Annotated in this window: 13 protein-coding genes and 1 pseudogene; 10 read left to right on the top strand and 4 right to left on the bottom strand. The window is 72.9% G+C overall.

Annotated features, from left to right (window positions below; genetic code table 11):
• Positions 1-295 precede the first annotated feature (295 nt).
• The 4 genes from ACFZBD_RS20330 to ACFZBD_RS20345 all read left to right on the top strand — a co-directional run bounded on the left by ACFZBD_RS20330 (position 296) and on the right by ACFZBD_RS20345 (position 4,386).
• On the top strand, positions 296-958 hold the full coding sequence (locus tag ACFZBD_RS20330; protein ID WP_391141070.1) for a DUF1524 domain-containing protein: 663 nt from the start codon (positions 296-298) through the stop codon (positions 956-958).
• A gap of 271 nt (positions 959-1,229) precedes the next feature.
• Positions 1,230-2,924: an alkaline phosphatase D family protein gene (locus ACFZBD_RS20335; RefSeq protein WP_391141073.1), complete on the top strand. Its 1,695-nt coding sequence runs from the start codon at positions 1,230-1,232 to the stop codon at positions 2,922-2,924.
• 186 nt (positions 2,925-3,110) lie between these two features.
• A complete protein-coding gene (locus ACFZBD_RS20340) occupies positions 3,111-3,602 on the top strand; it encodes a DoxX family membrane protein (RefSeq protein WP_391141076.1) in 492 nt (163 codons plus the stop codon).
• Positions 3,603-3,774: 172 nt separating this feature from the next.
• Positions 3,775-4,386 carry a VTT domain-containing protein gene (locus ACFZBD_RS20345; RefSeq protein WP_391141228.1) on the top strand — a complete coding sequence of 204 codons (612 nt, stop codon included), beginning with the start codon at positions 3,775-3,777 and terminating at the stop codon, positions 4,384-4,386.
• A gap of 154 nt (positions 4,387-4,540) precedes the next feature.
• On the opposite strand, the pseudogene ACFZBD_RS20350 reads toward ACFZBD_RS20345, so the two are convergent.
• Positions 4,541-4,759: pseudogene (locus tag ACFZBD_RS20350) on the bottom strand (DUF2277 domain-containing protein); the annotation flags it as partial.
• 84 nt (positions 4,760-4,843) lie between these two features.
• Positions 4,844-5,080, bottom strand: coding sequence for a hypothetical protein (locus ACFZBD_RS20355; RefSeq protein ID WP_391141078.1), 237 nt, complete (start codon positions 5,078-5,080; stop codon positions 4,844-4,846).
• A gap of 211 nt (positions 5,081-5,291) precedes the next feature.
• On the opposite strand from ACFZBD_RS20355, the gene ACFZBD_RS20360 reads away from it, so the two are divergent.
• Both ACFZBD_RS20360 and ACFZBD_RS20365 read left to right on the top strand, forming a co-directional pair.
• A complete protein-coding gene (locus ACFZBD_RS20360; protein WP_391141081.1) occupies positions 5,292-6,050 on the top strand; it encodes a UTRA domain-containing protein in 759 nt (252 codons plus the stop codon).
• A 298-nt stretch (positions 6,051-6,348) separates the two neighbouring features.
• Positions 6,349-7,455, top strand: coding sequence for a hypothetical protein (locus ACFZBD_RS20365; RefSeq protein WP_391141083.1), 1,107 nt, complete (start codon positions 6,349-6,351; stop codon positions 7,453-7,455).
• A gap of 111 nt (positions 7,456-7,566) precedes the next feature.
• On the opposite strand, the gene ACFZBD_RS20370 is transcribed toward ACFZBD_RS20365, so the two are convergent.
• The gene (locus tag ACFZBD_RS20370; protein WP_391141085.1) at positions 7,567-8,112 is read right to left on the bottom strand and encodes a flavoprotein; all 546 of its coding nucleotides are present in this window, start codon (positions 8,110-8,112) and stop codon (positions 7,567-7,569) included.
• A gap of 188 nt (positions 8,113-8,300) precedes the next feature.
• Entirely contained in the window at positions 8,301-9,044 is a 744-nt protein-coding gene (locus ACFZBD_RS20375; protein WP_391141087.1) for a methyltransferase domain-containing protein, read from the bottom strand.
• Between the two features lie 358 nt (positions 9,045-9,402).
• Between ACFZBD_RS20375 and ACFZBD_RS20380 the strand changes: the two genes are divergently transcribed.
• From ACFZBD_RS20380 to ACFZBD_RS20395, 4 genes are all read left to right on the top strand, one after another.
• A complete protein-coding gene (locus ACFZBD_RS20380) occupies positions 9,403-10,074 on the top strand; it encodes a VanZ family protein (protein ID WP_391141089.1) in 672 nt (223 codons plus the stop codon).
• Between the two features lie 71 nt (positions 10,075-10,145).
• On the top strand, positions 10,146-10,844 hold the full coding sequence (locus ACFZBD_RS20385) for a response regulator (protein WP_391141092.1): 699 nt from the start codon (positions 10,146-10,148) through the stop codon (positions 10,842-10,844).
• A complete protein-coding gene (locus ACFZBD_RS20390; RefSeq protein WP_391141097.1) occupies positions 10,837-11,916 on the top strand; it encodes an ATP-binding protein in 1,080 nt (359 codons plus the stop codon). Before ACFZBD_RS20385 ends, ACFZBD_RS20390 begins: the two co-directional genes overlap by 8 nt.
• Positions 11,917-12,085: 169 nt before the next feature.
• Positions 12,086-12,664, top strand: coding sequence for a DUF4352 domain-containing protein (locus tag ACFZBD_RS20395; protein WP_391141100.1), 579 nt, complete (start codon positions 12,086-12,088; stop codon positions 12,662-12,664).
• Positions 12,665-12,893: the final 229 nt, after the last annotated feature.

Here is a 12,893-nt window from a genome sequence, read left to right on the forward strand (position 1 = left end):
GCCTCTAGGGCCCAACACACCCCCTATCGTAAATGGCCGGACGGGCCCCCCCCCCCCCCCTTGGGGGGTTTTTGTCCTCGGGCCGGGGCCTATACCCCCAAGACACCCCCTAGGGCCGAAAAGGGATCTGTCGGCCCGTCACCCTCCCCGCACCTCTTGATGTGACGTGCCCATGTCGTCACGCTGTTACCCGGCGCACCCCCTACCGCAACCCGGCGCCGCCACGATGACCGGGCCGCCCGGCGCCCGCCGGCGCACGGCACGGACAAGGTCCCCCCACGTCAAGGGAGTTCACATGCTCGCCGCCAGCGTCTACGCGCGTCGCACCCTCCGTCGCGCGAGCGTCCTCACCGCCACCGCCGCCCTGGCCGTCACGGGCCTCCTCGCCACCGCCCCCGCCGCCCAGGCCGCGCCGCCCACCCCGGTCAGCGCCGCCACGGCCCGTACGTACCTCGCCTCGCTCACCGTCAAGGCGGAAGGTTCCACCAGCGGCTACAGCCGGGACCTCTTCCCCCACTGGAGCACCCAGTCGGGCGCCTGCAACACCCGCGAGGTCGTCCTCAAGCGCGACGGGGTGAACGTCGTCCAGGACTCCAGCTGCGCCGCCGTCAGCGGCAGCTGGTACTCCGAGTACGACGGAGCCACCTGGACCGCCGCGTCCGACCTCGACATAGACCATGTCGTGCCGCTCGCCGAGTCCTGGCGCTCGGGCTCCAACGCCTGGACCACGTCCCAGCGCCAGGCCTTCGCCAACGACCTCACCCGCCCGCAGCTCATCGCCGTCACCGACAACGTCAACCAGGCCAAGGGCGACCTCGACCCGGCCAAGTGGATGCCGTCGCGCACCGCGTACCGCTGCACGTACGCCCGCATGTGGGTGCACGTGAAGTACCACTGGAACCTGAGCGTCGACTCCGCCGAGAAGAGCGCCCTGCAGTCCGTCCTCAACGGCTGCTGACGAGCCTCGACGCCCCTCGACGGCACGCGGGGAAAGCTTCCTGCGCCCTCCGTCGTTCCGTACCGTACGGCGGAGCGACGGAGGGGATGCCACGATGGACGCCGGACACGGACCCGGAGAAACACCCAAGGACACAGCGACCCGCGGAACCCCGGACGGGCCGAGCGGCGCGGCGCGACCCACGGTCCCGCCGGGGCTCCCCGATGCGCCGGGGCTCGCGGTCACGCCGGAACGCGTGCCCGGACCCGCGGTCGGGCTCAGACTCGGGCCCGTGCTGCGGTACGTCGACGGGGTGACGGGCGACAGCGCGACGGTGTGGGTCGAGGCCGACCGCCCCTGCACGGCGGAGATCCGCTGCGCGGACGGGGCCGGCGGCCGGACCCGTACGTTCCAGATCGCCGGTCATCACTACGCCCTGATCCCCGTGACCGGCCTGACCCCGGGCAAGGCGAGCCCGTACGAGGTGCTGCTGGACGGCCGCCGGGTGTGGCCGCTGCCCGACTCGCCGTTCCCGCCGAGCACCATCCGCACCCCGGCCCCCGACGGCGAGGAGACCCTCCGGGTCGCCTTCGGCTCCTGCCGCTGGGCGGCGAGGCCCGCGACCGGCCGCGACCCGGTCGGCCCGGACGCCCTGGACACCCTGGCGACGGCCCTCGCCACCGGAGCGGACGCCGATCGCCCCGATGTCCTGCTGCTGCTCGGTGATCAGGTGTACGCCGACGAGACCTCCGCCGTCACCCGCCGCCGGCTGGCCGCCCGCCGCGACCCGCGCGACCCGCCGGGCTCCGAGGTCGGGGACTACGAGGAGTACACCTGGCTCTACGACGAGTCCTGGCGCGCCCCCGAGGTCCGCTGGCTGCTCTCCACCGTCCCCAGCTTCATGATCTTCGACGATCACGACATCGTCGACGATTGGAACACCAGCGCCGCCTGGCTGGCGCGGATCCGGGCCACGCCCTGGTGGCGCGAGCGGATCCTGAGCGGGCTGATGTCGTACTGGGTCTACCAGCACCTCGGCAACCTCTCCCCGGCGGAGCTGGCGGCCGACCCGCTGTACGCCGAGGTGTGCGCCGCGCCCGACGGGACGGAGCGGCTCCGGCGGTTCGCGGCGGAGGCGGACACGGATCCGGCGTGCGTGCGCTGGAGTTACCGGCGGGACTTCGGCCGGACCCGACTGCTGATGATCGACACCCGGGCCGCCCGCGTCCTGCGGGAGGACGCCCGGGAGATGCTCGACCCGGCCGAGGCCGACTGGGTCCGCGCGCAGGCGCTGGCGGACCCCGGTTCGTACGACCACCTGCTCATCGGCACCTCCCTTCCGTGGCTGCTGCCTCCGCTCGTCCACGACGCCGAGGCCTGGAACGCCGCGCTCTGCCGGGGGGAGCGGGGCGGGCCCGACGGGCGCTGGGCGCGACTGGCGGAGGACCTGCGCCAGCGGGCGGACCTGGAGCACTGGGCGGCGTTCCCGGAGTCCTTCGAGGCGCTGACGGCACTGGTCGCGGAGGTGGCCGGCGGGCCGCAGGCGCCGGCCACGGTGTGCGTGCTGTCGGGGGACGTCCACCACGCGTACGTGGCGGAGCCCGAATGGCCGGAGGCGGGGGGCCGCCTGGGGTCCGTCGCGACGGGTCCGGGTGCGGGGTCTCGCACGTCGGGGCCGGGCGCGCACGTGGTGCAGCTGACCTGCTCGCCGCTGCACAACGCGGTGCCGGCCTCGATCCGGGTCGGCTTCCGCTTCGGCTGGAGCCGGGTGGGCCGCCGCCTGGGACGGGCGCTCGCCCGGCACGGCCGGGTGGGCCGGCCGGTGATCGACTGGCGCAAGGCGGGCGGCCCGTGGTTCGGCAACCAGCTGATGACGCTGACCTTCCGCGGCCGCCGGGCTCACCTGTCACTGCGTCAGGCGCGGGCGGGAGACCGGCTGGTGACGGTCGATGAGCGGATGCTCCACGACGGGGGCGACGCGGGGTGACGACGGCGGGGGGTGATAGCGCAGGGAGGACGGTGACGACGCAGGGAGAACGGTGACGGCCGGACGCGAGCGCGGGTGACGCTCGCCACAGTGGCACCCTCAGCCGAATGTTGAACTTGCAAGTACTACTGAGGCCAACCTAACCTGACGACCTCATCGGTTCCGTCCCCCCGCGTTCCGTTCTCCGTGAACGGAACAGACCGAAGGAGTCCGTCCCCCACGAATACCCAGGTCAACCGCCTCCATCACGCCCAGCCGTACGCGCTCGGGCTGTTCCGTATCGTCGTCGGCCTGCTCTTCGCCAGCAACGGCGCCGCCTCGCTCTTCGGCGTCCTCGGCGGCGCGATGGGTGGCGGCACCATCGCGGCCGGCACCTGGCCGGGCTGGTACGCGGCCGTCATCCAGCTCGTCGCCGGCGTCCTGGTCCTGGCCGGGGTGGGGACGCGCAGCGCCGCGTTCGTCGCCTCCGGCTCGATGGCCTACGCGTACTTCAAGGTGCACCAGCCCGAGGCGCTCTTCCCGCTGCAGAACAGCGGCGAGGGTGCGGCGCTCTTCTGCTGGGCGTTCCTGCTGCTGGTCTTCACCGGCCCCGGGGCCCTGGCGCTCGACCGGCTCTTCGGCGCCCGCCCCGCCGAGCCGGCTCGCACGGAGGAGCAGCGCGCCCCCGCGACGGCCTGACCCGACAGGCCGCGCGGCCGGCGCCCGGTCCGTCCTGGGGCGGCCCTTCCCTCGTCCCGGGGCGGCCCGCGCACGGTGGGGGGCGCACCTCTTCTTCACCGCGCCCCCACCCCGTCCCCCACCGCTTCCGCACCCCCGCGTACGCTCTGCCTCTGTGAACGTGCTCGACAGCATGGGGTCACTGAGGTCACTGACCGCGGGCCCGTGGATCTACGCGGCGGTGGTGACGTCGGTACTTCTCGACGTCTTCCTGCCCGTGCTGCCGAGCGGAATCCTGGTGATCACGGCCGCCACGGCGGCGGCGACCGCCACGGCCGCGTCCCCGGACGTGCCCTCCGTGCTGCCGCTGCTGCTCTGCGCGGCCACGGCCTCGGTCCTCGGCGACTTCGTGGCGTACCGCCTGGCCTGGCGCGGCGGGGCCCGGCTCGACCGGGCCATCGCCCGCTCGCGCCGCCTGACCGTCGCGCAGGAACGTCTCGGCGCGGCGCTGGCACGGGGCGGCGGCCTGCTCGTGGTGATCGCCCGGTTCGCCCCGGCGGGCCGGTCGGTGGTCTCCCTCGGCGCGGGCGCGGCGAAGCGCCGGATCAAGGAGTTCCTGCCCTGGTCGGTCGTGGCGGGGGCGGCCTGGGCCGGTTACAGCGTGGGTCTGGGCTGGCTCGGCGGGCAGTGGCTGGGCGCGACCTGGTTCAGCGCGGGTGTCTCGGTCCTCGCGCTGTTCCTCGCCGGATCCCTCGCGGCCTACGTCATACGGCGTCCGGCTGCGGCTCCCGCTCCGGCGTCCTGACGCGCTGACGGGGGCCCCGCGCCCCGGTGTCACCGTGCGCGTCCCGCTCGTGCCGGCCGTTCTCGGCGTGGGCGTGGTGCCCGTCGTGACTGTCGTGGTCGGCGTGACCGTGGTGAGCGGCGCGCGTGGCGCCGGTCGTCCCGGCGGCTCCGGTCTGCCGGTGCGCGCCCCGCACCTCCAGTCCGTCGAGGAGTCGTGCGGTGGCCTCGGCGATCTCGGCCACGGCCCGGTCGAACACCTCCCGGTTGTGCGCGGCGGGCGCGCGGAAGCCGGACACCTTGCGGACGTACTGCAGGGCTGCGGCGTGGATGTCGTCCTCGGTGGCCTCTTCGGGCAGGACGGGCGGTCGGAGGGTCTTGATGCTGCGGCACATGCCTCCAGTGTGACGCGCCCCACTGACAGACGCCTCGCACAGCCGCCGGCCCCCGCATGCGACCTGCGTCTTTCCCCACCGGGCTCATCCGCCGCGGGCGCGCCGGCTCCGGGCGTTGATCTCCGCGGCGCGGGCCCTCAGCTCCCTCAGGGGCGTGGCGGGCTGCACGTCCGTCGGCTCGGCCTCCCACGCGTGGCCGCCGTCGACGGGCCGGATCAGGCACCGGCCGGCGACGCTGTCCAGATAGAACCCGACCCGCCCGGTGGCGGCGTCGCGCACGAGGTCACCGGCCTCGGGCAGCGGCAAGGGCAGTGGCTGCACGAATCGCCTCCGTCCCGGAAATCCTGTCGTCCCAGCTCTCCAGAGATACACCCAGGGAAGCGGCGCGCCCCCTCCCTGTCAACGTATCTCTAGAGATGTCCCCCGATGGATGGATCGGCCTCCGGCGTCGGACGGACGACGCCCGCGGGCGTGCGCCACCGCCCGGAAGTGCGCCGTAGGGTGTCCCGCAGACGAAGGGAGTGGCCCACCCATGGCTGACCGGGACAGCGGTCGTCGGCCCAAGTACCAGCGGATCGCCGACGAGTTGAGAACCGCCATCGAGTCGGGCGCCTTCGCCCCCGGCGACCGGCTCCCCGGCGAGAACGACCTCATGACGACGTACGAGGTGGCCCGGATGACGGCCCGGCAGGCGCTGTCCGTCCTGCGCAACGAAGGTCTAGCCGAGGCCCGCAAGGGCGCCGGCGTCTTCGTCCGCACCTTCCGCCCGTTGCGCCGCCACGGCATCCCCCGGCTCGCGCGGGAGCACTGGGGCACCGGCCGTTCGGTCTGGGCCGCGGACATCGAGGACCGGGCGCTCACGGTGGACGGGATCGAGGTCGGCGAGGCGCCCGCGGGCGCCCGGGTCGCCGAGGCGCTGGAGCTGCCGCCGGACGCGCCCGTCTGCGTCCGCAGCCGCCGCTTCGTCCTCGACGGCAAGCCGGTGCTGCTCTCGGTGTCGTACCTCCCGGCCCGCCTCACCCACGGAACGCCGATCACCACGCCGGACACCGGCCCCGGCGGCACCTACGCGCGGCTCGCCGAACTGGGCCACCAGCCCGTCCGCTTCCGCGAGGAGATCCGCTCCCGGATGCCGACGGCCGACGAGTCGGCGCGGCTGGCGCTGGGTCACGGCACGCCGGTCATCCTGATCTGTCGTACGGCGTTCACGGCCGCGGGCGTCGCGGTCGAACTCAACGAGATGACGCTGGACTCGGCGTCGTACGTCCTGGAGTACGACTTCGACGCGTGACGGCGAAGACGCCGCCGGGCGCGGCGTACTCCACGCTCCCCGGGAACCGTTCGGCCGCGCGCCGCACCGCCTGCTGGTCGGGGGCGTGTGAGGTGGTCCGGTGCGGCGACCCCGGGGCCGTACGGCGGCGCTCTCGCGGTCGTACCGCGGCGATCCCGGGCCGTACGGCGGCGCTCTCGCGGTCCGCTCCGGCGCTCCCCCGGCACTTTCCGCGCCGCGCGAGTGACTCCGTGCGCCGTCGTCGGCGGGCCTGGGGGTTCTCCGCGACGGGTAGACCCGGCGAGGAGGAGGTGGGGGGATGCCGACGGTACGACCCGAGGACTACGGCGCCGTTCCGGGCAAGGACGCGACGGCGGCCTTCCGGAAACTGTTCGCCGATGTCGACGAGCGGCTCGTCCGCGACGCGGGCGGCGGGGTGCCCGTCGCGACGACGGACATCCTCCTGACCGGCGTGTACACCGTCTCGGGCAGCATCATGCGGCCCGTCGCCGGCCGCGCCCAGGGCCTGACGGTGCGGGGCATCGGGAAACGGGCCTCGGAGATCGTGATGACCGGCCCGGAGCCGCTGCTGGTCAACAAGGACCGCTGGATGGGCGTCCGCTGGTACGACGTGAGCTTCCGTTCCACCAACCCGAAGGCCACGTATCTGTACGCCTCGTCGACGGGCGCCTGCCAGGACTGGGGGTGGACGAACTGCGAGTGGCGCGGCACCTGGCAGCGAGGCATCGGCCTGGACGGCCCCCGGGCCAGCAACACCAACTCCGAGATGTTCTGGACGAACTGCCACGTCAACGGCGCCTACGCGGACGCCTTCCTCCGTGTCGGCATGACCCCGGCCCACCCGCAGCAGGACCAGTTCCTCAACTACTGGTTCACCGGCTGCAAGATCGAGTACGAACACGGCGACTTCATCCGCGCCGACAAGGGCGGTTTCATCTGCGTCGAGAGCGGTTCCTTCATCGTCAAGGGCCGGCGCCCCGACGGCGGCCCGTCGCGCTTCTTCCATTTCCCGACCGCCGGCCACCACGACTCGGTCCAGCACCTCCACGTACGCGCCGTCCGCTTCGAACTGCGGCACGCGACGGCCAAGGTCATCGAGTCGAAGTGGGCCGGCCACACCGTCTTCGACGGCTGCTCCGACACCGCGCTCGGCTTCCAGCAGCACTCCCCCGCGCTCGTCGCCCACGAGTACACCAACCCTGGGGTCGTCACCTACCGAAACTGCGACCTCGTCGGGAAGCACGCCTACCACCTGACGGCCGCCAACCCGAGACAGCGGGTCATCTACGAAGCCTGCACCCGCCGGAACAACCGCACCCGCGCCGCCTTCCTCGCCGTCGACGGCCCGCACGCACCGAAGGCCCCGCCGATCATCCACGTGAACGACGCGGACGGCATCAGATAGCCGCCCGCGCCCTACACGTCGTTCACGCCGTTCAGGCGGTACAGGCGGTACAGGCTGCTTACGCCGTTCACAGAGACGGCGTCACCTCGTCCGCACCGCCCCCCTCCGGCTTCAGGCGCGGGGCGGCAGGTCCCGTACCGCGTCGAGGGCCGACCGCCACGGGAAGGCCGCCGGATCGCCCTGCCCCGGCGGGTGCGGCACGAACCCGCCGTCCCCGTACAGCACCGTCACCCCGGCGCCGCGCAGCGCCGCCACCGACCGCTCGAACTGCGGGTGCTGGACGTACGCCGCGTTCACGCACGGCACCGTCACCATCGGGATCCGCTCCCCGATGCCCTCGGCCATCACCCCGACGACGAACGTGTCCGTGATGCCGAGGGCCCACCGGTTGACCGTGTTGAAGGTGGCCGGCGCGGCGAGCACCGCGTCCGCCGGTGGCCAGACGTCGGGCTCCCCTGGCAGTCCGTAGTCCCAGCGCACCGGGTGCCCGGTGAGCGCCGCGAGCCCGTCGAGGGACGGGCCGAGCCAGCGGGCGGCGGTCGGCGTGAGGCCGAGGCAGACGTCCCAGCCGTCGGCCTGGGCGCCCTCGACCACCCGGGCGATGTCGAACACCGGCGGGGCGGCGCTGCTGAACAGGTACAGGGTCCGAGTGCTCATCCGCCCATCCGATCACATGCGGCCGCGCGCGTCCGGAGCGGAGCCGGAGCACGGGCCGACAGACGGGCGAGCGGACGGGCGGGAGCCAGGGCCGGACACAGGTCGGGGCCGGAGCCGGGAGCCAGGGCCGGACACGGGTCGGGGCCGGGACCGGGTCGCGCGCATGTCGGACCGGACGTGCCGGCCGGTCAGGCCCGGCAGCGCAGCATCTCCAGCGGCGGCTTCGCGATCAGGTCCGCCCAGAACTCCTCGCCGTACTCACGGACACCGGCCTCGGACACCGTCAGCGGGACCCACTCCACCTCGCGGAACCCGGCCGCGTCCAGACAGTGTTCGTAGACCTCGCGGCGCGGGGCGGCCGCGCGGATCCTGATCGGCTGCGGGTCGAGCAGCGCCGTCACCCATACCCCGGGCCCCGTCTCGGTCTCCTCGCCGGTGGGCTCGCAGCGGAACCCGTACCGCTCCAGGGACGGGCAGTCGAAGCCGTAGTCGGGCTTCTGCGCGAAGACGAAGAACTCCCCGCCCGGCACCAGGTTCTCGTGGATGTTGCGGCACATCCGCTCCATCGTCGCGATGTCCGGGGCGTAGTTGAGGCACTGCACCGCGAGGGCGACGTCGAAGCGCCGGCCGAGCGGCGCCAGCTCGGCGACGTCGCCGACCTCGTAGCGCACCCCCAGCGGGTCGCGCCGTTCGATCTCCCGCGCGGCGGCGATCATCTCGCCGGAGATGTCGACCCCGAAGACCTCCGAGGCGCCGCGCCGCTTGAACTCGCGGCTGTAGAAGCCCGTCCCGCACGCCAGGTCGAGCACCGACTTCCCGTCGACGTCCCCGACCATCCCGAGGAAGCTCGGCACCTCGCCGAACCGCGTCAACGGCAGCGCCTTGAAGCCCTCGAACGCCTCACCGATCTCGTCATACTGCTGCACGCTCATCGTGCCGCCCCCTTCTGTACGTCGTCCGGTACGCGACCGCGCCGGCCCTCCGGCAGCGGAGGCCTCATCGGGCCGCGGTCGTGGCAGAGAGTCTGCTCCGCCCAGGTCCGGCGCCCGTACTGGCGGATCACACAGAGAAGGCGACGGGTCGAACCTCGTATCAACCAACACACCCGCGCCGAGCAGCCACGACCCCGTACCGCCCCTGATAAACCGCCACGACCGTTTGCCACGCGTGGTTTTCCCTTCGGTCCGCCCGGCGCTCCCAGCAAAGACGGGCCTTCGCCCCGGTGGCATATCGCGGGCGTATCGAAAATCGCATACGCCACCACTACGGCCCTCGGTCTGTGATGGGGCCATGAACCACACGGCACCCCTCTCGGCATCGTCGCCCCGCCGCGCGCGCGGGGCGGTACCCCTCGGCCTGGCGTTCCTCGCGGTCCTCGGCGTGGCGGGCGCCCTGTTCTTCCTGCGGCGGCCGCTGATGATGTCGGCTCCGGCGTGCCTGGCGGGGCGGTGGCACGGCTGCTTCGACACGTTCAACGGCGTGGTGCTCATGACCCTGGTGACGCTGCCGTTGGCCGTGCTGGTGGCCGGGGGGCTGGCGTGGCGCCGACGGGCGGCCGGCGTCCCGTCGGCGTGGCGGCTGTCGCTGGCCGAGGTGGGCATGGTCCACGGGACGGTGCCGTTCGTGTGGCTGACCATGATGCCGGGGGGCGGGGCCGGCGTCGTCCCCGCGCGGGTGAGCCTGGTCCCGTTGCTGGACCTGGTCACCATGGGGTCCCTCGGGATCGTCGGCAACCTGCTGGTCTTCGCCGCGCTGGGCTTCTTCGCGCCGATGCGGTGGGCGGCCCTGGCGTCCGTGCCGCGGATCCTGGCGCTCGGGGCGGGCTGCTCGGCCCTGGTCGAGATCGCGCAGTACGTGCTGCGGCTGGACCGGGTGTCGTCGGTGGACGACGTCCTGGTCAACGCCACCGGGGCCGTGCTGGCGGGGCTGGCGTCCCGCCGCTGGTGGCGCACGGAGAGCTGAGCACCCCGCCCGCACCCGCACCCGCCCCCGCGCATCCGTCATCGATATGCGGCGCTGCTTAGGCTTCGGACATGCGTGTACTGATCGTGGAGGACGAGCCCTACCTGGCGGAGGCGGTCCGGGACGGTCTGCGGCTGGAGGCGATCGCCGCCGACATCGCGGGCGACGGTGACTCCGCCCTGGAACTGCTCGGCGTCAACTCCTACGACCTCGCGGTCCTGGACCGCGACATCCCCGGCCCCTCGGGTGACGAGGTCGCCCGGCGCATCGTCGCGTCCGGCAGCGGGATCCCGATCCTCATGCTCACCGCCGCCGACCGGATCGACGACAAGGCGTCCGGGTTCGCGCTGGGTGCCGACGACTACCTCACCAAGCCGTTCGAGCTGCGGGAGCTGGTCCTGCGGCTGCGGGCGCTCGACCGCCGGCGCGCGTACGCCCGGCCCCCGGTCCGCGAGATCGCGGGCCTGCGTCTCGACCCCTTCCGCCGGGAGGTCTTCCGCGACGGACGGTACGTCGCCCTGACCCGTAAGCAGTTCGCGGTGCTGGAGGTGCTGCTCGCCGCGGAAGGCGGGGTCGTCAGCGCGGAGGAGCTGCTGGAGCGGGCCTGGGACGCGAACGCCGACCCCTTCACCAACGCCGTCCGGATCACCGTCTCCGCCCTGCGCAAGCGCCTCGGCGAACCGTGGGCCATCGCCACGGTGCCGGGCGTCGGCTACCGCGTCGAGACCGGCAGCGCCGGAACTGTCGGGCCTGGCGGTACGGGTGCGTAGACGATCGGGGCTCAGCGCCCGGCTGAAGCTCACCCTCAGCTACGCCGGCTTCCTCGCCGTCGCCGGTGCTCTGCTGCTGGCCGTGGTGTGGGGGTTCCTGCTGCGTTACGTACCCGACAACGCCCAGGGCCTGCTCGGGATCTCTCCCAACCGCTACCTCCTCGTGCGCACCTTCGTCCCGGCGGCGGCGGTGGCGATGGGATTCCTGCTCGTGTTCGGCCTCGTCGGGGGCTGGATCCTCGCCGGCCGGATGCTCGCACCGCTCACCCGGGTGACGGCGGCGGCCCGCCTGGCGGGAACCGGTTCGCTGTCCCACCGGATCCGGATGGAGGGCCGCCGGGACGAGTTCCGGGAACTCGCCGACGCCTTCGACACCATGCTCGACCGGCTCGAATCGCACGTCGCCGAACAGCAGAGGTTCGCCGCGAACGCCTCCCACGAACTGCGCACGCCGCTGGCCGTCTCCCAGGCGCTGCTGGAGGTCGCCCACGAGGACCCGACACGGGACCGGGGCGAACTCATCGCACGCCTACGGGCCGTGAACACGCGCGCGATCGGCCTCACCGAGGCCCTCCTGCTGCTCAGCCGCAGCGGCCGCGGGACGTTCACCCACGAGGAGGTCGACCTCTCCCTCCTCGCCGAGGAGACCGCCGAAACCCTGCTCCCCCTGGCCGAACGGCGTGGAATCACCCTCGACGTGACGGGCGGCCCGGCACGGACCAGCGGCTCGGCGGAGCTCCTGCTGCGGATGGTGACGAACCTCGTCCAGAACGCCCTCGTCCACAACCTGCCCACCGGCGGCACGGTGACGGTCCACACGGAGACGCGGGACGACGCGAGCCTGCTCCGGGTCGAGAACACGGGCCCTCCCGTCCCCCCGGACCTGGCCCCGACCCTGATCGAACCCTTCCAACGCGGCACATCCCGCACCCGCACCGACGAACACGCGGGCGTGGGCCTCGGCCTCGCGATCGTCCACACGATCACCCAGACCCACGCCGGCACCCTCACCCTCACCCCGCGCCCGACCGGCGGCCTCTCGATCACGGTCCGTCTGCCCGGCCAGCCGTAAGAGCAGGCCTCGGGCTGGAAGCGGCCGGCCGCCACGCAGTGCCGCGACCGCACCAGATCGCCGTCACGTCCGCCGTCAGGCTTTCGTGTCACGGATGGCCAATCAGCCTCCACCACCCGCGCGTGCGCCGCATGATGAACGCTCTCATCCGCAACACCGAGGGACGACCATGCGCACCCACACCACGACCGCTGCCCTCGCCGCCGGCCTCCTCCTCACCGTGACCGGATGCGGTGCCGACCACGTGCGACCGACATCCGGCCCCGCCGCGACGGCAGCCTCAGACACGCCCAGCCCCTCAGGAAGCCCCACCGCGATGGGCCCGCTGCCCTTCGGTGCAGCGATGAAGGTCACGGACACCGAGGACGGCACCGCCGGCACCGTCACCGTCCTCGGCTACGAGCAGCGCGGGATCACAGCACAGACCAGCGCTGACGAGGAGTTCGGCACCAGCGGATATGTGTGGGCCACGATCGAGCTCAAGGTGTGCAGCACGAGGGGCACACTCGGCGCGACCCGTTACCCATGGGCCCTCGCCTACGCCGACGGCTCCCGCATCGAGCCGAGCGGTGTCACCTACGGCGACTTCCCCAAGCCCGAGTACCCCTACGAGGCGAAAATCAAGGCGGGCGACTGCGTCCGCGGCAAGACCGTGTTCGCCGTCCCCGGCGCACAGCGGCCCGAGCGCGTCCTCTACACGACCGACCTCTTCGACACCCCGCCCGAGTGGACCGTCCCCCTGGCATAGAGGCAGAAGGCTCCCGTATCCGGCCGCCCCGGCGGCGGTGGTGCAATCCCCGGATTGCACCATCGCAACTTCACATCAGGTGATACGCGCCGACCCCGCCATGATCGGCAAGGGACCTTTTCCCTGGTGGCGCGTACGGTTTCGAACCACCGACACCTGCTTCGTCAGCTCGCCCGACGGCGACTGAGCACCCTGGCGACCCTGGCGATCACTGCCGCCCTCAGCCCTC

Origin of the sequence: Streptomyces sp. NPDC008121 (genome assembly GCF_042957155.1) — a bacterium.
In the GTDB taxonomy this organism is placed as follows: domain Bacteria; phylum Actinomycetota; class Actinomycetes; order Streptomycetales; family Streptomycetaceae; genus Streptomyces.

Coding starts and splice junctions, on each gene's coding strand:
- ACFZBD_RS20360 (WP_391141081.1), top strand. CDS start 5,292: ATGGCTGACCGGGACAGCGGTCGTCGGCCCAAGTACCAGCGGATCGCC.
- ACFZBD_RS20330 (WP_391141070.1), top strand. CDS start 296: ATGCTCGCCGCCAGCGTCTACGCGCGTCGCACCCTCCGTCGCGCGAGC.
- ACFZBD_RS20380 (WP_391141089.1), top strand. CDS start 9,403: ATGAACCACACGGCACCCCTCTCGGCATCGTCGCCCCGCCGCGCGCGC.
- ACFZBD_RS20370 (WP_391141085.1), bottom strand. CDS start 8,112: ATGAGCACTCGGACCCTGTACCTGTTCAGCAGCGCCGCCCCGCCGGTG.
- ACFZBD_RS20365 (WP_391141083.1), top strand. CDS start 6,349: ATGCCGACGGTACGACCCGAGGACTACGGCGCCGTTCCGGGCAAGGAC.
- ACFZBD_RS20375 (WP_391141087.1), bottom strand. CDS start 9,044: ATGAGCGTGCAGCAGTATGACGAGATCGGTGAGGCGTTCGAGGGCTTC.
- ACFZBD_RS20345 (WP_391141228.1), top strand. CDS start 3,775: ATGGGGTCACTGAGGTCACTGACCGCGGGCCCGTGGATCTACGCGGCG.
- ACFZBD_RS20395 (WP_391141100.1), top strand. CDS start 12,086: ATGCGCACCCACACCACGACCGCTGCCCTCGCCGCCGGCCTCCTCCTC.
- ACFZBD_RS20385 (WP_391141092.1), top strand. CDS start 10,146: ATGCGTGTACTGATCGTGGAGGACGAGCCCTACCTGGCGGAGGCGGTC.